Raw genomic sequence first — 24,130 nt, forward strand, 5'->3', positions numbered from 1 at the left:
CTACTCGGCCTATACTAACCTGGTCAAGGCACGGGCCAAAGCCGGCGGCAATGAAACAATACGGCTCGCAGGGTGCTGGGCGCATCTGCGGCGCAAGTTTTACGATCTGCACATCAGCGGGATCTCACAGGCCGGGACGGTAACGATCACCGCCATGACCGAATTGTGGAAGGTCGAGGACGAGGTTCGCGGCAAGGATGCTGGGAGCCGTGCCGCGCTGCGTCAGGAAAAGTCCGCGGCCATTGTCGCGAGCCTCTTCGACCTGTGGGAAAAAGAACTGCACAAGGTCTCCGGAAAATCCAAGACTGCCGAGGCGATCCGCTACGCGCTCACCCGGCGGGAGGCGCTGGAACGCTTTCTGATGGACGGTCGTATCGAGATCGACTCTAATATCGTCGAGCGTGCAATCAGGCCCCAGACAATTACGAGAAAAAATAGTCTCTTCGCTGGAAGCGAGGGCGGTGGACGCACTTGGGCGACCGTCGCGACACTTCTGCAAACCTGTAAAATGAATGGCGTCGACCCACTCGCCTGGCTCTCCCAGACCTTGACCCGCATCGCTCAGCGCTGGCCCGCAGCCAAAATCGAAATGCTCATGCCCTGGAACTTCAAACCAGACGCCGTCAGCTAACCGCTTACACTGCATCGAGCCCCTGGCACGATCCAACAGTCTCTGGGGCGGCGAACCGTAGGCCGGTTGGCAATTGTCGAAGCCCGATATTCTAACGCTCCCCTGATGCGAACCCCTGCGCCGCCTTCTCTCAGCACTTCAATCTTTGGCTCCTGCTCGGCGTACTCCGATATCGATGCTGTCCGGATCCAGATCGACCGCCAAAATCCCCGGCATACCAACCCAAACCGCGAGCTCGAAGTAATGATGTTGCTCGGTGTGGCCAGCGAAACGCACCGGGCCTTTGGACGATGGCACCGTTCTCATCGACCGCTGTTTGGCGGCGGGCGGCCACGCGGGGCAGCCGGCGATCCGAGCGAGTCTCGGCCTTCGAAGGCGATCTCTGTCTAGCCAACCTCTCCAGGCACGGTGGGATGTCCCGAAGCCGATCAATGCCGCGAAGATCCGCCAACGCTTGCGGCGGGACCTAGTCTAGAGGCCATTCCAGCGCACGTCGAACCACGCCATGCCAAGCCGACGGCGAGAAGCCGGTCGACGGATGCTTCATGCGCACAGCGCGGACGGATGGGCTTCGGGGCAGGTCGATCCACTCGCCGGAAAACGACCAGGAGTGCCCACCGTAGTCTGGATGATGGTTCCTGATTACCCATGGGAAAAGCTCATAGCCCCAAACCAGCAGCACCTCTGGCCTTGTCTCGGCAAGCACCTGCTCGAACGCCGAGATTGTCCTTTCCCCGCCGAACAGAGCACTGGTCGGCCTGGTAGATCTGGAATGCGGTGCCAGCACGACTGGGATGTAATTGTAGAAGGCAAGACAATCCCAGACTTCTGGTTCACCCCTTTTGCCATCGCGCTCGAGCTGCTGGCGGTTCTTGCCGGAAACTGCCCAGGCCAAATTGTCGAAGGTACGCCTCCAGCGCTCACGCGTTCCCGAAGCGTAGAGCCACATGGTTTCATGCGTCATCTCCGGAACCACGCTCCCCACCGGATGCTCATTTGCGTGGTGGGATTCGCCCAGGACGAGAATCTTCCTACCGCCTACGAAATTTTCGGCCGCCCCGAACTTGGCTCCCACCCACGCCCTAAACATTCGCCGTCCCCACAACTGTCATTGGTTGCACCTCGCTTCGGCAGAGATTCGGCCCTCCGCCGGGAGCCATACGATTATTCAAAGGCAATACGTCTTCCTTCCACTGGAAAAGGGGGCCGGAAGCCATAGACTTGTCACTTCTTTACAAAAATCTGGTTGCTTGGAATCTGATTGCAACAACATAACTATTTTAGTATCGTCCAAGAGACAATCGCAGCAGAGCATCCGTCGTGCCATTTAAGAGCGAAGTCGTCGCGCTGACGATCTTCTATCCTAACTTGGCTTGTCAAATTGTGGAGGGGCATGATGGCAGTCACGCTGGACCTCAATTCTCAGCTTCAGGCGCAAATCGAGAGTGATCTCGCTTCCTGGAACGACGCACAACAAAAGCAATCGATGCGCTACCGCGCCGCGCAGGAAGCGGCAAGGACGCTGGGGGCTGAGTTTCGTCTGGCTCCCAAACATCTGCTCGCGATCGGCGACTCCTGGTTCGACTATCCCATCGAAGGCAACAATCCATTCTCCGGTCCTTCGGACATTAAAATCCAGCTGCAAAGGATCTGCAGCCCAGCGCCCATAATCTATTCCACCGCACATCGCGGCGATGCATCGACGGACGAGATGTCCTTGCCGAAGCAGGAGCGCATTCTTCAGCTGCTCATGGACAAGTCGAAATGGCCCAAGGGAAAGCCTGATGCCATTATCGTTTCGGCAGGCGGCAACGATGTCGCGGGCGACAATTTCTGTATATTCCTCGACTACAACGACGGCAAAGCCAGCGGCCTCAACGAACAGAGGTATTCCGGCATCCTGGATATCGTCCAGTCGTGCTATCTGGCACTTTTCGCGCTGCGCGATCGCCATGCCCCGGGGGTGCCGATTTACGCTCACTGCTACGACTTCCCGACACCGAATGGAGTTCCTGCGCCTTGCGGGCACGGGCCCTGGCTCAAGCCGTCGCTGGACTTCAACAATTGGTCGACGGCACAGGGCAAAGTCATCGTGCATGACGCGTTGGTTCAGTTCAAAGCGATGCTGGACAAGCTGGCGGCCGATGCCTCGAACAATTTTCACGTCGTGCCCACGCAGGGCACGCTCAACGACGCGCACTGGGCGAACGAGCTGCATCCGGATCCCATCGGTTTCAGGATGATAGCCAGGAAATTCGCAGCCGCCTTGGGGATCAGCTCCGCGGCAGCTTCGGCTAAGCTGGAGAGCATAGAGCCTCCCTCCGGCCGGGATGCGATCGAGGCGCACGGGGTACCTGCCGAAGCCGCTGGCCGCAGCGACGAAGAAGCCGCTCTCCGTGAACTCGCCGCAGAATGCGGGCTAAGCGAGCCTATGGAAGCATTGATCGAGTTCCGCAACGCGCGCGGCACCCCTGCCTCCGCTCGCTACTGGGCAATTTCCAACTTCAACCTGCATTCTCGATTTCCACGCCTGTTCCTCTTCGATGTGCAGAATCGTAGCGTTGGGTCCTACCTCTGTGCCCATGGCAAAGGCTCCGATCCTCAGAATGACGGCTACGCAAAGAGGTTTTCCAACCAGGCTGGCTCAAACTGCACCTCGCTGGGTGTCTACGCGTGCGGAGAAATCTACGAGGGCGGCCATCGGCTCCTCTCAATGCGGCTCGACGGCCTTGAACCCACCAACTCCAATGCCCGCGCGCGAGCGATCGTCGTGCATGGCGCCGACTACGTGTCAGATGCTTGGGTAAAAAGCGAGCGCCGCATAGGGCGCAGCGACGGGTGTCTCGCGGTGGACTATCGCTTCGTCACGGAGATCGTCGAGGCGCTGCACGGCGGCTCGCTTGTGATGGCCTGGCATAGGCCGGACGGAACAGCGGCGCACAGTGAGGATGACCCCGTCGAAACCTTCTCCGAGAGCGACACCGAAGAGTGGAGCGAAGTTGAACCACCTGATCACGATTTCGAAGCAGCGAGACCGGAAGCAGCCGCGCCGCTTGAAACAGGAGCCGCCCTCGCAGAACGGATCCTTGACTGTCCCCGTATCGTGCTCGCGCGCATCCATCCATCTGGCAAGCTGGATTCTGCGACCGCCTATCGGAACATAGTGGATACTTCCGTTGACCAGCCGGCAGCGCGCAGCTCATATGGAACGGCACCGGGCGGAACCGTCCGCCTCGCCCCGCCGATGCTGCAGGGCCTGCTCACTCTTGCGGATGAATATACGCTATCGATATCGGAGCTATGCGGCGGTGAGCACAGCAAGAACTCCCGGCACTATGCCGGCTGTGCCGCGGACATCGTTTCGGTCAACGGGCAGGCGGTCAGCGGAAAGAACCGCTATGTCGCCGCGCTTCGAAAGCGCTGCCGTGAACTCGGAGCCACTGAAATACTTGGTCCCGGAGATTCCGGACATTCATACCACGTACACGCGGGCTGGCCGAGGCCTTAGCGGCGACCAAGCTCCTCTCCGCCTCGCTGCGAGCCGATCTACAAAGCTGGTCATCGCAGGTGTCGACTATCCACGCTCTCAGCGATCAAGAAGATGTGTCAAGTCAACATCTTGCGCCATATTTAAGGTGTATTGAATGCTTCCCTTGCAATCTTTCGTTGTCCGCCCTAATGTGAAGAAAAAGGGGACTTGACCCTCTGCCGTTTGTTATTTGGCCGACGGGTCGTACGTAAAAATCCGACTAGAATCGCCTACGATCTGTACAAGATGGCTGCGCGCTTCGTTCATGCGGCTTTCTGAATCGTTTCTGCGTGATACACTTTTGAATGGTGAGCGCGACGAACATGCGGCATGGTCATTTTTGCTTTCTCGGTATCGGATTTGTTCTGTCTTTTGGCCTCTCCGGCTGTGTCGGCGCGCAAAATGTGCAACGCGCGGAGGTCAAAGTATTTGAATCCCCCGCCATCGACCCAAGGAGTTACGCAGGAAACGTCGAGTATGCGAAACGGTTGGCCGATGAGTATATGGCGCTGTCGGATCAAGCATCTTCGGCGCAGGATGCTGCTGCGCTGGGCCTCATCGCAAGCGCAGGCGTTGCCGCTGGCGGGTTGCTGTATGGCGGGAGCACGGACTTGATCAAAGGCGCTGGTCTTGCCGCTGGGTCGTTGGGCGTGCTCTGAGGAGCATGGCGACTGCTTAGGCTCTGCCATGGGAGGCATCGGTGGCGCTAAAGGGTAACGGTCAGCTTCTCGTAAAGGTGCGCAACCAGCCGTTTTCTGGGGGCGGCTGCCGGGAGTGTGTGACTGGGATGAGCTTATCACCGAGATCGACGATGCTGCGGGTGGCAGCTCTGTTGTGCCTGCTCGCTCCTTTCGAGCTGGCTTCTCTTTTGCCGAGCCGGGCGGAAGAGCCCACTGACTACAGCGGCGAGGTGCCAGTTAACCTGCGCGGGCCTTTCATCTTTGAGCCTGATGTCGTCGTCACGCTGGACTGCAATCAGCACAGTGCGTGTGACGGACCCCTGAATTTTCGGACCCTGATCGAGGCGAAGGCGAGGAAGTACGAGGAGTTGGGTCAGAAGAACCCATTCTTGCTTGGGATCGCCGAGCCAATACAGCGCACTCTGTCCAACGACCTTAACGAGCTGACGACGCGGGCCGATGCCAAGGACTTTCAACTCCATACCGAATTTCTGACCGACCCGGGGTCGAGGATCGAACTGGTCGGGGTCATCAACCGCATGGATCGCCAGTTCATTACGGATGCATCGCTGACTCCTGCACAGCGAAGCTGCGGCGAGATATCCGTCATCTACCGTTTCTCCTACGATCTGGCGAACGGCCGGAAATCCAGGCTTCCGGTCACGATGAACATCGTGTTTCCCGCCTTGCCCGGCGACACGCATGGAGGAGCGGTCACTTGCCAAAGCGTTGCACAGCGGTGGGTGGACGAACTTGCGCGGCCCGTCGGCCGGACACCCGCGAAAAAAGTACAAGATCTTCTGGATGCCCAGAACGGTCCCCTGGCCACTATCAGGGGCGAGGACATGCTCCGCATAGAAATCAATGCCCAAGTGTATCGGAAGCCAGCGGGTGTGGTCAGGGATTTCGGATCCGAGGCGGAATATCTTATCCGGGTATTCCATTGGGAAGCGAAGGCTCAGGAGTTTCAGCCGATCGGACTGACGAACCAGATCGACCGTGACAGCCTCCTGTGCGGCACGGGCGACGGTGGCTCGGCCTGCAACAGGAAGAAGGCCTTACGTGCAGAACTCGTCGCCTATCTCCAGACACCGGCGGCGGTGGCAGACGTAGATGCCGGCACACTCGAGCTTCCAGAAAAGTACCTTTCCAAACGCGCCGTTTCCGTTTCGCCCGGCGGCGTCCATCGGGCGCGAAACCAGCCTTTCTGGAAGGCAGGAAACGGCGAGGGAAAGAGCCGGAAGTCGGATCAGGAAATCATCTCAGATGACGAGCTGTGGGCAGCTCTGAAGCGCTTTGACGAAACGGGCCAGAGGCTCAGTTTCATAAAATCGCCCGACGACTTTCGTACCCGTCTAAACGACAGCACATGCACGGGATGCCACCAGACTCGGGCCATTGCCGGTTTCCATTTTCCTGGCGCTGACCGTCAAGGGACTCCCGCAGCGAATTCCGTCTTCCTTCCTGGTTCGCCGCTCTTCTTCGGCGATCAGCCTCGCCGGACTGAGATCGTCAGCGAAATCGCAAAGCGTCCGTCGGGCAGGTTGTCGACTTACGAGCTGGCGATCGGCTATTCGGCCCGGCCGCTGAACAAGTTGCAGAGTGAGCTGTCTGGCACGCAATTGCTGGGCGGCTGGGGAGGCGCTTGCACCATGCCGCAATTCCTCGCCTCAACACAGCGTCAGTGGACGTGCCAGGCTGGGCTGGCCTGTAAGCAGTTCTATAAATCCGAAAACGAAAGGATTGTTGGAACCTGCGTTCCCGAGAATTACTCGCAGGTCGGGGATCAGCTTCAGGTTGGCACGATAAGCTCGCCTTCGTTCGAGCTCGACAGCTACATCCGTGAATTCCCAAAGGCCTATCCCGAAGGCGCCGACAAGAACAATCTTATAGACGGGGAAGCGCTCAAGAAGATCAAGCTGCCGCCTCTGACGGGCAATTCCTACTACGGTGCGCATCAGGAATACTATGCCGGCAAGGACTGCAAGAATGGCCCCTGCAGCCTCGACGAACTGCGGGACGCGCAGACGGGCGGATTTCCAGCCGGCATGTTGCGGCTTTCAGAATGCCAAGGACTCGGCCCGACAAGCACTTGCGGCTTGATCGCCTCGACCGGGTTCAATAGCTGTTTGGACCGGATCACCCAACCGGGCAGCAGCTACACCCAGAACATCTGCTTCCTGAACTTTACCTCCTTTGCCGGGATGCGCGCCTGCGATGCAGCGGATCCATGCCGGGACGATTACATCTGCGTCAGCCCCGTAGCCACCAGTCCTGAAGATTTCAAGGCGTATTACGACACTCGCTCGAATGCTCTGACGAAGAAGCCATACTTCAACGACATCGTGGGAAAACCCTATTCGGCGGCAGGCTATTACGGCCAGCGCTTCCCCGACAGGGATTGGCTCGACAGGCAGGATCACCGAGGTCTCTGCATCCCGCCTTACTTTGTCTTCCAGTTCCGCTCGGACAAACACCCAAAACCGTAGCGGCTGGCTCATGGAGGCCGGCGACAAACATTCAGAACCTGACAGTAGGCGAAGATGGAGCGGGGAACAGTCTGTGATGAGCCCTAAGGGAGGAACCGGATGAATATCGGAGCGCTGGCCTTTGGAACTTCGCGATGGGAGCTGACCGGCACCTCGTCGGGCAACTTCCCGTCAGGACTCGATGACGCGATCGCGGCCACCCTGGCGACCGGAGGCTCATATGCCTATGTCGGCCCGCAGTTTGCTGGCGGAGCTATCCAGGTCATCAAGATCGATGGACAGCCTCCTGCCGCTGTGCCGCCCGCCGTCAATTTCCAACCATCGGCAGGGCTGGCTGTGGCGGCACTTTGCGTGCGGGGGACCGATGGGATCAGGCTCTTCCTGCCATCTCAGCCGGGTGTTCTGGCAGGCAAATGGGTGGATGTTCCCCGAACTTCAGAATTTCAGGCCATGGCGGCATCCGATCGCGACCAGCAGCGGAAAACTTGGATCAGCGCCCTCAGCAAGGTGCCGCGCCAGAAATGGCCGCCCGGCATCGACCTCTCAAGGAATGCTCTAGCTGCTGTCTCGGGGCCTGCGTTGCGCATGCTGCTTGCCTACCTGGCATCGTACGCCTGCCCGGTAACAGGGGTAAACCAGCCCGGGCAGAAGTATCGCGGTGGCCAGACACATGGTCTCACGCTCCCCCTCCTGCGCTATCCGGTATCGGAGCCCGACTGCTACATCCATGTCATCGCGGGCCAGGAAGGTCTGCTCGAATCTATAAACGCGTATGATCTCGGAGCTGGCATCAGCCTTGGCTCGATCCAGTTCAACGTCAATCGCGCTGCGATCTTCAAGTTTCTCGACGGCTTCGAGCAAGCCGATCCAGACCTGTTTGCAAGCTGCTTTGCAGGCTTGGGCTGGGTACCCAAGAAAGTGACGGTCGGGAGCAGCACGTTCTTTGCCTTGGACGCGATTGACGGCTCCGGGCAATCGGTCGAATTGATCGGCCGGGATCCAGACAATTCCCGCAACTGCGGTTATTTCCAATCGGCTTTCCCCGGCAAGGATAACTTCGACCAGATCGATTCCGATTTTCGAAAGAAACTCGCGGGCCTATTTCGGGACGCGGTCCTCTGGCCGCATGTTCAGGAGCAGGTCATGAGCGTCTCGGCGCAATGGCTGCAGCCGGGCCTCGGAAGCATCGAAGCCACTGGCATTCCTCCCGTCGATCCGATGAGGCCGGATCGGGACACATTCATTCTCAAGTCCCTGCTGCTATCGGCCTACGTCCGGTATTCGGCGTGCCTTGCCCCGCTTCTCCGTGCGCTGAAGCCCTATGGCTCGCCCGCTGCCAAACTGGCAGCCCTCGACGGGGTCCTCTTGGCGGCTGACACCTGGTCGAGCTGCGATCAGAGCAGACGTTCCAAGCTTGCAGCAAGGCTTGACGCGCAAAAGCCCGATGCCGTCGCCGCGTGGGAGGTCCTGAACAGGCTGGCCGGGCCCAGTCATGGCGCACCCCCGGTGCAGGTTGCTGCCGCCATCCTGGCAGTTCAAACCGACGCCGACGACCACAGCTGCGAACATGACCATGCGCTTGGATCCGCCCACCGCCTGTTTTGGCACATGCAATCCGCGGCAGCCGTCGACTACCCGGGCAGTGTGCGTGAACGGTTCACGGCTCTGCTGGAAAAGGAGGCCAAGCGGGCGGTCGACAGAAAACCAGCACGGTCCGACTCAATCGGGGTCAATCGAGGCATGGCCGTTCGCCCCGGCGACATCGTCGTCAAGATCACGAAATCGGGTCGATACAAGTTCGCACTAGTCGATGCGGTTCATGACGGCGAATTGCACGTTTCTGGCATCGAAGGCGGCCACAAGAAGTGGCAGTGGAAGGGCCGTCACGGCCGCGATCACGGACTGCGCGCTCTGATGCCCGGCAAGACGGCCTTGAAGGAGATGGCAGCGCTGGAGGGCGAACTGGTCTACGCCGATCCGACAGTTGCGATCCTTCCCTTCTCAAGCGACGAGCGGCGAGCCGTCGTAGCGCCTCTTTTGACGCTGAACGACAATGACGCAGCGCTTCTATGGAACCAGCAGAAACATCCGAGCGCATCGGGCATCAGCCTCGCCCGCCTATCGTCCGCGCTGGGGCCTTACGTTGACTTCTCTGCCGTAAAGGCTGCGCTCGAGGCTGCCAACGGCGCTGCATCGGCGACTGACGAGAGGGTGCTCGTCGAGGCCATCCACCAGTTTCAGAGCAAGGTGTACGCCGACCCAGGGCAATGCGACGGGCACTGCGGCGAGTCAACCCTCGACAATTTGGGACTATACCTTGGCCGCCCAGGCTTGAATCAGGTCGACATCGCCAATCCGACTGCACAAATCCATCTCAATAGCATCGACAAGAAGCTTGCCGGCTTGGCCGACAATCCTGCGCCTCCAGCGACCTTGAACGCGGCGAACTGGTTCCGGCACATGACGGCACCGACCTTCCTGGGGCAAACGTTCAGGAATGGCATTCAGGCCGTCCTGGTGCGCCGCTTGAGAGCAGCGGAGCGGCACTTGCTTGCGTTGCCGGCTTACAGCGGCATGAACCCGGTGAAGCTCGGCTTGGCGCTGGGTATCGCAGAGTTCCATCGGGGAGCCAGACCGACGGCCACCACGCACAGTATGCACACCTTCGGGTTGGCGACAGACATAAACTACACGGGAAATCCTTGGCTCGAGGGGAGCCAGATAGTGGACGTGCTGAAACGGGCACGATTGCTTATGTCCGGGCAGGTTCTGGAAGGCGGCACCACCGCGGCCGGGTTGTTGCACGCCAAGCTGGCCAACAGGCCAACCGCCGAAATCTACGACACTCTCTGGGGCCTCGACCGCGACTTCCGCGGCTACCTCGCCGCGCGTAACGACGCGGCCGAGCTTAACCAGCTGCTCGACCAGCATCGCCAAGACGGCACGCCGGGGATTTTCAACCCTGGTGAAACGAACGCTCACGCCGCGGACCGATGGCGCAACGCCATCGCCGCCGACCTCACCAGCTTGAATGGAAACGATGGCTTTGTGGACCGCGATCCATGCAACGGCTTCCTAAACCTGGCGAAGGATCTGGTGGTCGCCTTGCGCGACTTTGGCTGCCTGGCGTGGGGAGCCTCGGATTTTGGCCCGGGCGCAAGCGGAGATATCATGCATTTCGATTGCCGCAACACGGGGCTTGGCAGGATCATCAACGTAGGCTTCGTCCCACCTGAACGAAGATGCGCTTGAACACGACTTTCATTGGGAGGACTTATTAAATGTCAGTATCTGCTTCATCGGCAATCAAAAGGTCATCTGCGATCGCGCTGATCGGATCGGCACTGACGATCCCATTCAGCGGGCTGGCAGTCAGTGCCGACCTTGTTGCGAGCACGACAAACGAGCTTCAGCAACGGTTCGCCGCCGGCACGCGTTACGTGATCGGCAGCGAAACCTCCGAGAGCCCCCATCCCAATTGTTCCGAAGTCAAAGCTGGCGATCCGCTGCTGCAGAATGAACTCGTAAAACCTTATAGCCGTCTTGTCGGACACGGATCCGCCAGCATTCTCGACTGCAACTACGAAATTCCGAGGTCAACCCGTCGCGGGTGGGTGATCGTGGTGGCGGCGAGCCCCCGCAATCTGGCGGAACGAATTGTCGGCGCCTGCAACGAGGTTGCTGTCGGCAAAGCCGAAGCGTGCGTGAACAAGCTAATGAACACGGCCGATTTCACAGTTCCTGCTGGCTCCAACAGTTTCATATTTCCAATCACGGGCTTCGTGCGGGAACCGTGCAAGGGCGGGGAGAATCTGATCGGCTTTCGCCACGGGGTAACGATCCAGTACGCGAACGGGCCCACGGGCAAAAGCAAACTGCCCTACTGCCTCACAGGCGATAAAAAACCGGAATGGCAGAGGGAGGTGGGGCTCTCTTTTGGCACCTTCGCAGTGTTCAGGGTGGGGCGCCTGGCAGCGATTACGCGGGCTGAGGCGGCCGTCGACGGCGATTTTCCAGAGCCAGGAGAAGGGACGCTCGAGGGACTGCAAGCCGATCCGTTTCAAGCCTACGTGCGCGACAACGAGATAAAAGCGGTCGAAACGGGCTATGATCGAATGATGGTCGTCAAGGCGGCGCTCAAGATGGATGTCCCTGTGCCAGCGAAGCGATAGCAATCGGGGCACCGTCGCCGCCGAATGCTTCGAGCCGTTGCCTAGCTATCGGCCTGCACCAGAGTCTCGAAAAGCAATCGAGCTACTGCTGCCGCCGAGACCGCCGCAATGAGGTGCCAATCGTCGCTCTTATAGTCGTCACAATAGTCCACGATGCCACGAACTACGCCAACTTCGCAGGAGCGAGACCACGCCGCGTCGCGTATGCCGGCACCCTCCATTTCGACGGCCATTACTGAATGTTGGTCGCGTAGCTGGTCGCGAAATGCCGGATCTTTCAGAAGGGTGTCGCCGGCTCCGATTCTGCCGTAATGCACGATGGATGGCGACAGCGTGCGCCTTGGATCCGGCGGATGCTGGATTTCAACACCGTCAATCCCATGGAGAACATCGGGTGGCAGGGCACCTGGATCGATACCGAAGTGCCTCAATGCCTGATCCCTGGGAGCAATCCAACCGATATCAAACCCTGTACGCTCTGACCGTAACGCCGCGGCGGCTTGGGAGATGGTATATGATAGGCGCTGCGGGGAATCCCTGAATTGAGCGACACCCCCCGGTCGGCGCCTAATGTGATCATATTCCAAGACCGAACTGCCCAAGACAACGTCCCCGAGGCGGACGTGCTCGGCAGGCTTAGACGGGTTCGGGCACCCGCCCGCAATGCCGACCATGAGCACGATGGCCGGGGACAGGGACCTTAAGAGGTCGGTGCCGGTCACGCCTGCCCGTACGTTTCCCATCTCCGACAGGACGGCAACGACGACCTTCTTTGCCGTGCCTTGGATTTCAATATCGATCATCTTGTACATGTGAGGATCGCCGCTGACGCGAAACGGACGTCCTGTGCCGAAGACGGCTTCAACGGCCTCTCTTTCTTTCGGCAGAGCCGTCAATATTGCCAAGTCAACGCGCATGGGATCTGGCGAACGGCCGCCCGAACTATGTGCGTATCCGCCCGTCTGCGACATCGCGAATGCCTCCTGGAATGCGGGCTCGAAACACAGGCTCTCCAACTGCTGGACCGGACAGCCTCGAATCCTTTCAAGGATTCCCGATACCCGGCATACCTTCACCAGGCTCCCGTAGTCTATGTCGTCTTCCTCGCAACCGGACGGGACCACGTCACCACCCAAGGCGCTCATGTTCTGGAACACGGATGCCCCGAAATCCTTGGCATAGCTTGCGAAGTATTCGCGATTGACGATCCGGTGCAGACGGTTCTGGGTCGAGATATTGCGTGGATCGACGGGAAGCCGTTCGAGAACATGCGGAACGATGAACGCTTCCTGCCCCAGCCGCTCCGGAACGTCGATCCAGGCGCGCTCGAATTCCTTGTCGGTCATAGCCTCCGGCCGCTTCCGGCGGAAATCCTGTAGAACCCCCTCTGAGCGGATTTGCTCTCGCCATCCCGTGGCGATATCTTTGGTGGCGCTTCTTGTACGCTGTTCCCAGCCGACCAACTGTTCCGGGGACGCGGAGTAGATCGCGTGCTGTGGCGAGCCCGGTCGGTACTGCTCGATCTTTTCAAAACTGAATTCCGCGAGCGAACTGCCGCTTCCGACAAATCTGAAAACGTCGCCGATGTCAGACTCCAGAAAACGTCTCAGAACTTTGGGAGCGACTTCAGTCTCATAGAAGGATGCGGCCGGGACCAGGATGCGGGATCCCAGCATTACGGCGAAGCGCACCGCAAGGTCCATTTCGGCAGCAGCCCGCTTCCCTCGGGCGAATTCGCCTCGCTCCTCAAGGAAGTGCAGATCGAAGAAATGAAGGAAGATGGCCCGACTATGCGTAGAGCCCGGCCTTAGGACCAAGGAAGCTTGAGCTGGCTTCGATCCTGTCGACATAGATGGCGATACTGCTCTACAAGTGGCCCCAAGTCGCCCGCTAGATCGGTCACCCCCCAAGCGGACAGTTCGTCTGCATACATATTTGGAGTGCCGTTTAGCACATAAATTCGCTTCCTGTCGGCGAAAGCCACAGCTATTTCAGCGAATGTATTAGGCCCGATATAGCTTCTCATTCCATGCTTGTCGAAGTTTATGACGAGGATTCCAATGGTCCTTGGGTCTCTCACCTTCGCAATATGCGCCCGCGAAACGGCTCGCTTGAATTGATTGTAGCTGGATTGACTGCCAAGTTCCGCCGCGACATCAATATCTTCGGGAATTACCGCGCGGACTCCGTCTTCCGCGAGCAAGCGCGCAACGCGATCCATCTCGGTAGCGAAAGCCATGCTCCCGCAGATTACAAGCCTACGGTCGAAGCTCTTCCTTGTTTCGGGCGAGCTGTTCCCAGCCAGCGAGGCGACGTTCTCCATCAAACAGTTCTCCAGTGCCTGTCTCGAAAAGCCAGGCCAGCGGCTCGCGGTTCGTCACAAAGCGTAGCACGAACTCCTCCGGCATCACCACATGGCCTGACTCGATGTGAACAGGGATGTCGTCCGGATATTCAGAGAAATAGAGAGGCTGCCTCCGCTGTATGACGCGCCCGATCTCGTAGCAGGTGGTCCTGCCTACGTACCCATTTTCGCCAGTGACGACGTAAACCGCGTCGGCTGAATAAATTCGCTCAAGGGTCGCGGTCTGTATCTCAGCATCTGTCCTGTGCGCCAGGTCGGTTGTAAATCTAACGAACTGGTCACCGGATGCGATGTCTGCCCCCGAGGGAGAAGTCACCTCCAAACCTGCTGCTTCGAATATCCGCAGCGCGCTCTGCACTCTCCCGTAATTATGTCGTCGAAAACTACCGATTAGCGCAACCTTCGACAGCGGCATATTCTATCCCCGTGCCCAATTTCCACATGTCAACATCCCGTTGATCCGAAAGGAGAACATTGTCAATGTGATACGTGGACCGAAGGTAAAGGGCGCTGAGGCCGCCTTTGAAAAGCCTGCTGCAGGTACCGTTTTCGGTTGCCCTTTTGAAGCCGCAAGTCGATTAGCGCGCGCTGAAATTTGTAGGTCGCTCAATCGCGCTGTATTTACCTATTAATTCGGGTATGAACCCATTCTTTAGATCGGGCATCATACCCGAATTGGAGTCGGCATGCGTCTGATCAAGAGCCGCGATGTCCCTGCCATGACTGGCCTCACGGCCGACCAACTACGGGAGTGGACGGTCCGCAGAGATCTCGTAAGACCGGATATCCCGGCGCAAAAACGCGGTAGCCAGGCGCAGTTTTCCTAGAAGAGCCTGCTTGTCCTACGCCTCGCCTCTGTCCTTAGAACTCGGTTTCATGTCGAACTCGAAGCCCACCGGGAATTGCTGCAGGATCTCCGCGGGACCCTCGACCGGGTATCCTTTCATGCCCTCTGGGGCGGGAGCCTGGTCGTCTATGGCGATTCCTACGGCCGAGTTAGTGACACCCAGACAGGCCACGACAAGGGAAGGCGCGGACGCAATTGTGCTACGGCTCGACCCTCACTTGGCGGTGCTGTCGCAGGGGCTTGGTTTGCCTGAGCCGATTGCCCAGCTTACTCTCTTCCCTGTCCTTGGGCTCAAGATGCCCTCTGACTTGAACCGAGCCGAACTTCACGGACTCGAAGGCAAGCGAACCAAAACCTCCGCTTGGAGGAACGATGATCATGAACACTCTTAACGTGCTCCAAACTGAGTTGGGAAACCTAGGCTACAGCGCCGAGGTGATGATCCGCGACTATACGTTCGCCGATGTCCTTTCCCCGCGCGGAGAGGCGCGACAGGTGGCGCTTGCCGTCTTTACCCAGGTGCCAGAATCCTATCGTGGGTTGTCTCAGACGAGGGAAGTCTGCACGAGCACCGCGCACTGGGCACGCCCATAGCCGATGCGGAGGGCTCCGCAGAGCGACGGGGTGCGCAGAGCCGACATTACATCGATCTGCCATCTCGCGAATTGCCTACTTGCCATGTACATGATTGATAACCGCTTTTCCGGTTATTGGCGACGCGCACCGGAGTCATCCTCCAGCAACTGCGTCCCCACATTCGCGACACGATTCGGCAGTCCGGGATTGTGCATGCCACTGATCGACGTCAGCCTTTCCTGGAGGCGGCCATTGGGTGAGATCCCACTGCGCAAATCGGAAAACGCGGTGTCAAAACGGGAAGGCAACATGGGAACTACGAGACAGCGACGACGGCTAGGAACGAGAAGAGAAAGCCGTTGCGTCGGCTGCGAGACCCGAAGTCCAGATCAAGCGGCACAAACTGAGCGACCGCACAGCAAAGGATCGACGACTTGTTCCACCCCGTCGACGAGGGCGAGCTCGTGGAACCGCTCCGCTCGGACCCGAGACCGACGAGATTGGCAGGTATGCCGTGCGGCATATGCGCGCGAGCCAATCAGTCACGTCCCCACTCATAAGAATGCCTATTGACGTCGAAGTCAGTGTTCACTATTCGTTCCGAGCATGAAAACCGCCGCGCACCTCATACGCTGACCGTTCCGAGCCCGCACTCTGCGGGCATATCCGAACGAGTCCGCAGGTGCAGTAGTGAAAAGCCTTACATACCAGCCGAACGAAGCCCTCGAAGCCGCGCTCTGTCGCGCGCAATCGAATGCCTTCTTGCCGCGGGGAACCGTCCGATGCCAGGGACCGCCCGCCTTTCGGACACAGCTCGCGCGCGACCTTGGTTGTCTCCTCGACGTTGACGACGAAGTCGACGCCTGGTCGTGCCTTCCGGCAGCCCTCAGTTCGAAAGGAGATGCGCACATTCCAGACTTCCTTATCAAGCGCGGCCGCCGGCACACGCTTGTCGACGCCGGGCCGGGGCCGGGACATCCCTGGCTCTGCAGCGCGGCTCGGGAGCGCGGTAGCGACTACCAAGCATGGCCAAAGTCTGCCATTCGCGACGGGGTCCGCCTCTCCAACGCCAAGGATTTGCTGAGATACGCTCGACGGGAATGCCCCTTGGGTGACCGGATTCGGTTGCTTGGCGCGTTGGATGAGGCCGGCTCGCTGTCCGTGGGGGAATGCCTACCCGCCTTCCGCGAAACCCGCCCGATGGCGGGGCTGGCGTCCTTGGTCCTGCAGCGCTTCGTCGAGGTCGAGCTCGACCAGGCCAGAATAGGTCCGGAAACGGCCGTTCGCCGCCGCCGGGACTGATGCATTGGGTGGCGACGCCAACCCTCCACACCACATTTCAAACTGGAATCTAGCTATGAAGAAAATGTCACCCCGCCTACGTGGCAAGCTCTTTTCGAAGCCGGCGCGCTTCGTCGCATACTGCGGTTTAATGCGCGTTTTGCGAACTCAGCGCACCTTCCTCAAGGGCGGTCCCGGCGTCTTCGTCCTTATCGTGCCCCATGAGAACAGTGTCGAATTCTACGAGGACGCCTGCAGATTTCCTGCCTTCGGGGAGAGCCTTGGCGGAGGATTCAGCGCAAACCACGAACGTACCGACATCGTGGCCTTGAAACCGACGCGCGGCAAACGGGCGGCGCCATACGATCTCCTCGATGCGTCCGCCACGAAGGACCGACTGTTGGTGGTGACAACGTCGCGTGATCTTCTGTTAGAGGGCTTTGACAGGTTCGCTGATGCGGTTCTGGACATCAAGCCGCCGGACCCTCGCCATGTGCTTGCGGCCGCAACGGTTTGTCACGGCATGCAAATGAGCACGGAGCAGGCGGAAGCGATCGCCGCTGCGCCGCTCAAGGCCATCTCTGCGGTGTGGCGAACAGGTCGCCCATTCGACCGAGTCCTCAAGATGCTCCATGCCGCGACAAGCCCGGAAGCGGTCGGGCCCGTCATGGATGCCGCGCAGCCGTACCTAGCCGATCTCCCCGGGCTGGGCGAGGCAGCCGAATGGGGCAGGGAACTCGCGACCGACTTGTTGGATTGGAAAGCTGGCCGTATCCGATGGGCGGATGTTGACAAGGGTGTCCTGCTTTCGGGGCCGCCAGGATGCGGGAAGACCATGTTCGCTAAGGCGTTGGCTCGGACCTGCGGCGTCCACCTGGTTGTCGGATCCCTGGCCCAGTGGCAAGCGCGAGGCCATCTCGGCGATCTGTTGAAGGCGATGAGAGGGGCGTTCGACGAGGCCAAGAAGAATGCTCCTTCGGTCCTCTTCATCGATGAGATTGATTCCGTGGGAGACCGAACCCGGTTCCGCGGCGACAATGCCGCTTATAGCCGGGAAGTTGTGAATGGCCTGTTGGAATGCATGGACGGCGCGACGGGCAGGGAAGGTGTGGTTGTCGTCGGGGCGACGAACTTCCCGGACATGATCGACATGGCGGTCAGACGGCCAGGCCGTCTGGACAGGCATATCGAGATTCCGTTGCCGGACGCCGAGGCGCGGAAGGAGATCCTTCGTTTCCATCTCGGAGGGAAACTTGAGGATAGCGATCGGGCGCTGGTGGCCGATCGGACGGAAGGCTGGACCGGAGCCCGCCTCGAACAACTGGTCCGTGACGCGCGCCGTCGCGCGAGGCGCGCCAGGCGGGAGATCAGTCGCGACGATCTCCAGTCACAGCTCCCTGGGCTTGTTGCCGTGCCCGAAGCCGTGTTGCGACGCGCCGCAATTCATGAAGCAGGTCACGTGGTCGTCGGGCTTGAGCTGGACACCGGAGACCTGGTCTACGTGGAAATCAAGGATACCTTCGATCCGTCCAGAGGCGAGCGGCAAAGGGGTGGCGGGGCGAGGTTCGATCGACCCTTGCTGGCTGAAAGGACCAGACAGCAGTTCCTCGACCTGATCGCGATCGCACTCGCCGGACTGGCCGCGGAGCAGGTCGTGCTCGGACAAAGATCTGGCGGCGGAGGGGGAGGGACGGGGTGCGACCTTCATAAAGCCACTCTGCTGGCGCTGCAGTTCGAGGCTTCATACGGGTTGGGAAGCGGGCTGACGTACCTTTCGGGAACAACCGATCAGGAACTGCTCGTCACGTTGCACATGGACCAGGATCTCAGGAAGCGGGTGGAAGGAGTCCTGACCGCTGAGTTCGCTCGTGCCAAGAGCCTGCTCGAGGCCAAGCCGACGGAGCTGGCCAGAATCGCGGACAGTCTTTTTGCGAAAAGAAGATTGCTGGCCGATGAAGTGCGCGCGCTTGCAGGAATGGACGCTCCGACTGTGCAAGGCATTGCGAGCCCAAGCGCGTTGGATTGCCTTATGATTGGTTTCGGAATCGGGAAAACATTTCCCGACATTCGGCTGCATCCTTAAACGAATATGTCCTAAGTCACGGCAGTTGGCACGTGGGCCGGGCATCAGTTTTGGTGCGCCGTAGTTTCAACAAGGATAAATGTGGAGATTTATTGATGGACGGTTCGAAGGCATTGGACGAAGCCACGCAGGAGCTTAAGCAGGTTACCCAGCCAGGAGACGCCGCCGCAACCACACCGACGCAGCGGAATGGCCGCCAGTCCGGCCCGGCGAAAACCGATGAGCAGTCAATCGACTACGACAGCCTCGGGATCCCAAAAGCTGCGGTGCCCGCGTTCGAAGAGGCCCGGGAGATGTTCGCGTCTCTCGGCCGGAAGAGGACCGACGAGGTCTTCGCCTGCGGAGAGATGCTCGCGAAGGTGCGTGGCAAGGCGCCCAGCCAGGAGTCGTTCGAACGCTGGTCCAAGCAGGCATGCCGGCTAACCCGGCGAGGGGCCGGCAACTATATCGCGGTTCACAACAATCTGCGTGCCCATCGGAAGATTCTGGTCGGTTGCGGCATGCCTGCCGCCGCCATGTACGCGCTGGCGACTGCAGAGGACGAAGCCATCGCTTCCGTGGTTGCCGATCTGAAGGCGGGCAAACGGCCAACCGTTCGCGAGATCAAGGCCTTGGTTTCCGGCGAAACCCATGGCGCGCAGCCGTGTCCTGCCGACATCGCAGGGGCCGACGGCCTGAAAGCCTTGGCTCGCGCGAAAGTCCAAAATGGAGTGCCGGTCCTTATCGAACGGCTTCGCGGCATGCTCAGCCATATCGAGGAGGCTCTCGTGCCCCATTTCGAGGGCAAGAAGGTTGCCAAGGGAGCTCTGGTCGAGAAGCTGGAGCATCCGGCGCGCCGCGCCCGGGCTGAACTGCAGAGCCTGGCAGTCTTCGTCGAGCCGAACGCAGAAGCTAGCAGCAACTGGATAGTGCATCCGGCGCATTTTCCGCATGGAAGCCAGTGGGAGGCGGTTTCCCAAGTTCTCTTCAAGCTTGGCGGACGCGAGGATTGGCCCGACGCGAGCGACCTCGGCGGATGGCTTGTCAGGGACGTTGTTCCCGCTATCGAATTCGCCGTTGGAGCAAGGCTCTCAAAGGATGGCTCTACAAGGTAAAAATGGAGCCCCGCCCGATGACGTGTGCGAGCAACAGCGACCAAACGATGCGTGGCTTGCAATGTCCTGATTCGAATTTCGGACGACTATCCTCGCAACCGCGCCATGATCGCGGCCCCACATGGATGGGCTGTCGCCGGCCTATGACATCGTTCCGGACCGCAGGTGGCGCTACCTGTGCTAGTATGCGGATCGGGGACGAAGGTCGGCTGGTGCCTTCTTTGGCTTGAGCCCCATCCATGAGGTTCGGCGCATGCCCGTCTCCGGTGCCTCGCAGCGGTCGGAGAGCTCGAAACCGCAGTAGAACTATGTCTCAGGCTCCTACGCTGGCGAAGGCGCCAGATGGCCCCTTCGCCAGCGCGAGTCAGCGGGAAAAGGTCAGCCCGCTCGCCGCAACGCCTGACGCCACGCCCGAACCGCAAGCAGCAGGCCGGTTTCGTCGTTGAGTTCTTCCTGGAAAAGTCGAATTAAGTTAGAGGCAACGTTTTCGGCTTCTGGCGCCCCAGGCTGGATATGGCCCTCTTGGCAAAGCTGGTCGAAAATCGACTTCAGGCGTTCCAGTCACTTGGGACAGGCTGGGTCCAGGTTGAGGCGATCAATCATCTGGCCTCCCGCGGGCGCACGCTGAGGCACGGCAGCGTCAGGCGCAGCACCTCAGGTGCTGGCTCGGTGCCTCTAAAGACCTTACGCCGGCTCTCGCCGATCCTGTCATAAGGTTTCGTTTCATTGGCACTTCCCAGGTTTCTTCCATGGGATTGAAAAGCCCGGGTAATTCAAAATGAGCATGGATTCTAAGGAAATCATGGACGTCGATGGAGACGACGGGGATCCCATACACAATCGCGGTCGCCGCGATCGCAAGGTCCTGGCTTGGTCCTCGCCGATGATTCTGGGGTGAGGGCACCCACAAATGCCTCAGCTCCGGGACCGTGGTCATCGATGCGTACATCCGTGCAACTGAGGCATCCATAACGAGGAAGATCATATCGGTTTCTAGCACTTCGTTCAGCCAGCGTGAGAGGTCGTGGGCGCGGCTTGGGTTTCTCGACCGCAGAGATTCAATGCCCCGTTGCAGCTCGAAAACGGCGCCAAACGGGATTGCAAGCCGATGTCGCGACATCGCCCAGTCTGCCCAGGTAAGGACATGTCGGTTCGGTCTCTTTTTTGTGAACTCGCTCAGCACATTTGTGTCGAGAAGAAACATTCCGGTGGGCTCCTTTGCGGCTAGGATTGCTTTATGATGCGCGAGGCCTAAATCAGAACCACCGGCGAATAGTAAACGCGGTCAACTGGAGCGTGCATTGGCGAGCGGCGGGGCAAGTGGCGGTCGTACTGAACTCGGTATCTGGACCGTCAAAGAGGCGAGGACCAGGTTCAATGATTTGTTGGCAGCGGCGGCCGAACGAGGGCCGCAAGAGATTCATGACCGCCGACGACAGTTCGTGCTCCAAATGTCCAAGCTTGGGCCGAGGAAGTCCGGTCGGGATGTCTTGTTAAAGGGCGGACCGTTGGGTGATGAGACGCTTGATCTCGACTAATTGACGGCGAGCATCGCATGCTATCAGATTGGCATTAGGTAGCGCGGCCTGCCAAATTACTCATGCGGTCCGGTCTCCGAGCGTTGCTTGCCGAGAAGGGATTTCTTTCTGGACCGCTTCTAGATAGTTCGGCACGTTTTCGAACATCAGCGTGGTGGCGCCGTTGGCCAGCGGTCCGTAGACGATGTAGCTGTGGCCGGTGACCCAGCCGACATCGGTGGTGCACCAATAGATGTCGCCGTCATGGTAGTCGAAGACATATTGGTGGGTCATCGAGGCGTAGACGAGATAGCCGGCGGTGGTGTGCAGCACGCCTTTCGGCTTGCCGGTCGAGCCCGAGGTGTAGAGGAGGAACAGCGGGTCCTCGGCCTTCATCTTCTCCGGCTTGCAGTCGCCTTTCACCGAAGCGATTTCGTCGTGGTACCAGACGTCGCGGCCCGGAGCCCAGCCGACCTTGCCGCCGGTGCGTCGCACGACGACGACCTTGTTGACCATCACGAAGTTCTTGGCGGCGATGTCGATGGCCTTGTCGGTGTTGTCCTTCAGCGGGATCGGCTTGCCGCCGCGCAGGCCCTCATCGGCGGTGATGACGAAGGTCGATTCGCAGTCGACAATGCGGCCGGCCAGAGCGTCGGGCGAAAAGCCGCCGAAGACGATCGAGTGGATGGCGCCGATGCGCGTGCAGGCGAGCATCGCATAGGCGGCTTCGGGGATCATCGGCATATAGATGGTGACGCGGTCGCCCTTCTTGACGCCGTGTTTCTTCATCACATTGGCCAGCCGGCAGACGTGGTCGTAAAGCTCGTTGTAGGTGACCTTCTTGTCGTCGTAGGGGTTGTCGCCTTCCCAGATGATGGCAGTCTGGTTGCCGCGCTTCTTCAGGTGGCGGTCGATGCAATTGTAGGAGACGTTGGTCAGCCCGTCCTCGAACCATTTGATCGAGACCTTGCCGTCGAAGGAGGTGTTCTTGACCTTGCTGAAGGGCTTGAACCAGTCGATGCGCTTGCCATGCCCCAGAACTTGTCCGGATTCTTCACGCTGTCGGCGTACCATTTCAGGTAGGTGTCATTGTCGATCAGCGCGTTCTTCTTCCACGGCGGCTGGACGCGATAGTTTCGACTTTCCAAAGCAGGTTCCTCCGCACTGCAAATGATTGAGAAGCCGCTACGCGATTAGCTCGAAACCTCTCTCTTGCGGAAAATCAGGCCAGCAGAAACGGCGCCCAGCGTTGGGGCGACAATGAACAGCCATAGCTGCGAAATAGCCGTGCCGCCGACAAATATGGCGGGCCCGATGCTCCTAGCCGGATTGAGTGATCCCCCGCTAACGTTGATAAAGCAGGATATCAACACAAATAGGCAAAGCCCAATTGAGACACCGGCCAGTAGTTTGCTATCGGCGTTCGCGACCGACCCGATGATTACGGCCATGAAAATGAAAGTCGCGACGAATTCGCTGACAAAGGCAATAGCAACACTGTATTGCGCCCAACCGGTCTGTCCTAACCCAAGCGCGGCAGGGTCATATCCCCCCGTCCGACCCTTAAGAATGACAAGCAAAATGCCAGCACCAACCAGACCTCCGATAAGCTGACTTGCCACGTAGCCGACAACTTTTGCACCAGTGAACCGGTTCGCGGCCCATAGACCCAAAGTGATTGCGGGGTTGATATGACATCCTGAGACCGGACCAATCCCATAGATCAGAAAAGTCACGGTCAGTCCGAATGCTAACGAGATAGGCATTCCGCCCAAAGGCAACGCGGCGCCATTGCCAGCTAACGTGACTGACGCGCACCCCAACAAAACCAGGCATGCGGTGCCGAATGCTTCGGCTAGGTAAGCATTGTAGTTGTCTATCATAGTTAAACTTCCTTCAGTACCGAATTGCGAGATATGGTCACCAGAATGCTATGGGCGGCATGCTCGCCCTGTCGTCTCTTCGATTGGATGTCAGTCAGACCTGGAGATTGGGTCGCGTACCCCTCCACGGCCTTGCGCGTTCATAGGCCTTGGCTGCTTGCAGCACGCTGGTGTCCTCATAGGTACGACCCGCAATGTTGCACGGATCGGACTTTGGGGCGATATAACCCTACCTGCGGCACGGTTCATGCAACGCGCTTGAATTCAGGACGGCCGAGTTCTGTCATCCGGTTGAGAACTCGGACTGCGATCTTGGCTTCAGTGTTCTGATTGCCGGCGTTCCTCGCTCTGAGCTTTGGTCCTATCACGGCCTTCCATCGGCCCATCTGGGTCTCGACCCGGCTGCGTTGGTTGTAGCCGGTGGATTTTTGCCAAGCCAACCGGCCCTTGGTCTGTATCTCAGCGATGTGGCGGTCGCGAACCGATGGGGGCAGACCCGATTGCGGGCTGGGCACGGCAGTCTTTGGAGGCGGAATAACGACCTCTACGATCTCGCCGAAGCGTGTCCTCAGAAGATCACGGGTAGGCCCTCCATCATAGGCGCCATCGGCCATGAACCTGTCGACGGGGCCACTGATCTGGTCCAAAAGTCCTGGTAGCGCTGCCGGATCGCCGACATCATCGGTGGTCAATTCGGAGCAAACAATCTCACAACTGACAAGATCGGGACCAAGGTGAAGCTTGCGCCATCTTTTGCGGTTTCTCTTGGCTTTGTGCTTGTTTTCCAGCCATTCGCCCTCGCCGAAGATCTTCAAGCCCGTGCTGTCGATCACCAGATGGACCGGACCTGACGTTCTGGCTAAACCCCACCAAGCCGATTTTCAAAACGGTCTCTAAGCGCTACTGCTTGGCCTGCTCAGGAAGCATTCTTATCGGCAAGCCTTTTTTGCGTCGGAAGCCCGACAAGAGTGTCGGAAGCCCGA

At 59.3% G+C, this 24,130-nt stretch carries 16 protein-coding genes and 2 pseudogenes; 10 read left to right on the forward strand and 8 right to left on the reverse strand.

The window, feature by feature from the left end; translation table 11 throughout:
• Positions 1–631, forward strand: a 631-nt coding sequence (gene tnpC, locus AC07FD_RS13760) for an IS66 family transposase (RefSeq protein WP_478350311.1), incomplete at its 5' end; no start/stop codon positions are given.
• A gap of 466 nt (positions 632–1,097) precedes the next feature.
• On the opposite strand, the gene AC07FD_RS13765 is transcribed toward tnpC, so the two are convergent.
• Positions 1,098–1,595 carry a hypothetical protein gene (locus AC07FD_RS13765; RefSeq protein ID WP_478350312.1) on the reverse strand — a complete coding sequence of 166 codons (498 nt, stop codon included), beginning with the start codon at positions 1,593–1,595 and terminating at the stop codon, positions 1,098–1,100.
• Between the two features lie 432 nt (positions 1,596–2,027).
• Between AC07FD_RS13765 and AC07FD_RS13770 the strand changes: the two genes are divergently transcribed.
• The 5 genes from AC07FD_RS13770 (at position 2,028) to AC07FD_RS13790 (ending at position 11,501) form a co-directional block, all read left to right on the forward strand.
• Positions 2,028–4,139: a murein L,D-transpeptidase catalytic domain-containing protein gene (locus tag AC07FD_RS13770; protein ID WP_478350313.1), complete on the forward strand. Its 2,112-nt coding sequence runs from the start codon at positions 2,028–2,030 to the stop codon at positions 4,137–4,139.
• A 326-nt stretch (positions 4,140–4,465) separates the two neighbouring features.
• Positions 4,466–4,819, forward strand: coding sequence for a hypothetical protein (locus AC07FD_RS13775; protein ID WP_478350314.1), 354 nt, complete (start codon positions 4,466–4,468; stop codon positions 4,817–4,819).
• A gap of 128 nt (positions 4,820–4,947) precedes the next feature.
• A complete protein-coding gene (locus tag AC07FD_RS13780; RefSeq protein ID WP_478350315.1) occupies positions 4,948–7,329 on the forward strand; it encodes a hypothetical protein in 2,382 nt (793 codons plus the stop codon).
• A gap of 99 nt (positions 7,330–7,428) precedes the next feature.
• Entirely contained in the window at positions 7,429–10,581 is a 3,153-nt protein-coding gene (locus AC07FD_RS13785; protein ID WP_478350316.1) for a hypothetical protein, read from the forward strand.
• A gap of 29 nt (positions 10,582–10,610) precedes the next feature.
• Complete coding sequence (locus AC07FD_RS13790; protein ID WP_478350317.1) at positions 10,611–11,501, forward strand: hypothetical protein; 891 nt, start codon at positions 10,611–10,613, stop codon at positions 11,499–11,501.
• Positions 11,502–11,542: 41 nt separating this feature from the next.
• On the opposite strand, the gene AC07FD_RS13795 is transcribed toward AC07FD_RS13790, so the two are convergent.
• From AC07FD_RS13795 to AC07FD_RS13805, 3 genes are all read right to left on the reverse strand, one after another.
• Positions 11,543–13,204, reverse strand: coding sequence for a 5'-methylthioadenosine/S-adenosylhomocysteine nucleosidase family protein (locus AC07FD_RS13795; RefSeq protein WP_167391976.1), 1,662 nt, complete (start codon positions 13,202–13,204; stop codon positions 11,543–11,545).
• A gap of 104 nt (positions 13,205–13,308) precedes the next feature.
• Positions 13,309–13,824 carry a hypothetical protein gene (locus AC07FD_RS13800; RefSeq protein WP_478350318.1) on the reverse strand — a complete coding sequence of 172 codons (516 nt, stop codon included), beginning with the start codon at positions 13,822–13,824 and terminating at the stop codon, positions 13,309–13,311.
• Positions 13,760–14,281 carry a hypothetical protein gene (locus tag AC07FD_RS13805; protein ID WP_143748661.1) on the reverse strand — a complete coding sequence of 174 codons (522 nt, stop codon included), beginning with the start codon at positions 14,279–14,281 and terminating at the stop codon, positions 13,760–13,762. Before AC07FD_RS13805 ends, AC07FD_RS13800 begins: the two co-directional genes overlap by 65 nt.
• Positions 14,282–15,091: 810 nt before the next feature.
• Between AC07FD_RS13805 and AC07FD_RS13810 the strand changes: the two genes are divergently transcribed.
• From AC07FD_RS13810 to AC07FD_RS13825, 4 genes are all read left to right on the forward strand, one after another.
• The gene (locus tag AC07FD_RS13810; RefSeq protein WP_095081675.1) at positions 15,092–15,307 is read left to right on the forward strand and encodes a hypothetical protein; all 216 of its coding nucleotides are present in this window, start codon (positions 15,092–15,094) and stop codon (positions 15,305–15,307) included.
• Between the two features lie 1,089 nt (positions 15,308–16,396).
• The gene (locus AC07FD_RS13815) at positions 16,397–16,591 is read left to right on the forward strand and encodes a hypothetical protein (protein ID WP_245330996.1); all 195 of its coding nucleotides are present in this window, start codon (positions 16,397–16,399) and stop codon (positions 16,589–16,591) included.
• A 55-nt stretch (positions 16,592–16,646) separates the two neighbouring features.
• Complete coding sequence (locus AC07FD_RS13820; RefSeq protein ID WP_478350319.1) at positions 16,647–18,653, forward strand: AAA family ATPase; 2,007 nt, start codon at positions 16,647–16,649, stop codon at positions 18,651–18,653.
• Between the two features lie 53 nt (positions 18,654–18,706).
• Positions 18,707–19,747 (forward strand): hypothetical protein, encoded by a 1,041-nt coding sequence (locus AC07FD_RS13825; RefSeq protein WP_478350320.1) that lies wholly within the window; start codon positions 18,707–18,709, stop codon positions 19,745–19,747.
• Between the two features lie 640 nt (positions 19,748–20,387).
• On the opposite strand, the gene AC07FD_RS13830 is transcribed toward AC07FD_RS13825, so the two are convergent.
• From AC07FD_RS13830 to AC07FD_RS13845, 4 genes and pseudogenes are all read right to left on the reverse strand, one after another.
• On the reverse strand, positions 20,388–20,951 hold the full coding sequence (locus tag AC07FD_RS13830) for a PIN domain-containing protein (protein WP_095081669.1): 564 nt from the start codon (positions 20,949–20,951) through the stop codon (positions 20,388–20,390).
• A 457-nt stretch (positions 20,952–21,408) separates the two neighbouring features.
• Positions 21,409–22,412: pseudogene (locus AC07FD_RS13835) on the reverse strand (AMP-binding protein); the annotation flags it as partial.
• A gap of 45 nt (positions 22,413–22,457) precedes the next feature.
• Positions 22,458–23,147, reverse strand: a complete 690-nt coding sequence (locus tag AC07FD_RS13840) for an aquaporin (RefSeq protein WP_095081667.1) — start codon at positions 23,145–23,147, stop codon at positions 22,458–22,460.
• Between the two features lie 245 nt (positions 23,148–23,392).
• A pseudogene (locus tag AC07FD_RS13845) lies at positions 23,393–23,995 on the reverse strand (IS5 family transposase); the annotation flags it as partial.
• Positions 23,996–24,130: the final 135 nt, after the last annotated feature.

It is taken from the genome of Mesorhizobium waitakense (assembly GCF_056431085.1).

What these genes read in the sequence shown, in the direction of transcription:
- AC07FD_RS13765 (WP_478350312.1), bottom strand. Translation starts at nt 1,595, where the DNA reads ATGACGCATGAAACCATGTGGCTCTACGCTTCGGGAACGCGTGAGCGC.
- AC07FD_RS13770 (WP_478350313.1), top strand. Translation starts at nt 2,028, where the DNA reads ATGGCAGTCACGCTGGACCTCAATTCTCAGCTTCAGGCGCAAATCGAG.
- AC07FD_RS13775 (WP_478350314.1), top strand. Translation starts at nt 4,466, where the DNA reads ATGGTGAGCGCGACGAACATGCGGCATGGTCATTTTTGCTTTCTCGGT.
- AC07FD_RS13780 (WP_478350315.1), top strand. Translation starts at nt 4,948, where the DNA reads ATGAGCTTATCACCGAGATCGACGATGCTGCGGGTGGCAGCTCTGTTG.
- AC07FD_RS13785 (WP_478350316.1), top strand. Translation starts at nt 7,429, where the DNA reads ATGAATATCGGAGCGCTGGCCTTTGGAACTTCGCGATGGGAGCTGACC.
- AC07FD_RS13790 (WP_478350317.1), top strand. Translation starts at nt 10,611, where the DNA reads ATGTCAGTATCTGCTTCATCGGCAATCAAAAGGTCATCTGCGATCGCG.
- AC07FD_RS13795 (WP_167391976.1), bottom strand. Translation starts at nt 13,204, where the DNA reads ATGGACCTTGCGGTGCGCTTCGCCGTAATGCTGGGATCCCGCATCCTG.
- AC07FD_RS13800 (WP_478350318.1), bottom strand. Translation starts at nt 13,824, where the DNA reads ATGGAGAACGTCGCCTCGCTGGCTGGGAACAGCTCGCCCGAAACAAGG.
- AC07FD_RS13805 (WP_143748661.1), bottom strand. Translation starts at nt 14,281, where the DNA reads ATGCCGCTGTCGAAGGTTGCGCTAATCGGTAGTTTTCGACGACATAAT.
- AC07FD_RS13810 (WP_095081675.1), top strand. Translation starts at nt 15,092, where the DNA reads ATGAACACTCTTAACGTGCTCCAAACTGAGTTGGGAAACCTAGGCTAC.
- AC07FD_RS13820 (WP_478350319.1), top strand. Translation starts at nt 16,647, where the DNA reads ATGAAGAAAATGTCACCCCGCCTACGTGGCAAGCTCTTTTCGAAGCCG.
- AC07FD_RS13830 (WP_095081669.1), bottom strand. Translation starts at nt 20,951, where the DNA reads ATGTTTCTTCTCGACACAAATGTGCTGAGCGAGTTCACAAAAAAGAGA.
- AC07FD_RS13840 (WP_095081667.1), bottom strand. Translation starts at nt 23,147, where the DNA reads ATGATAGACAACTACAATGCTTACCTAGCCGAAGCATTCGGCACCGCA.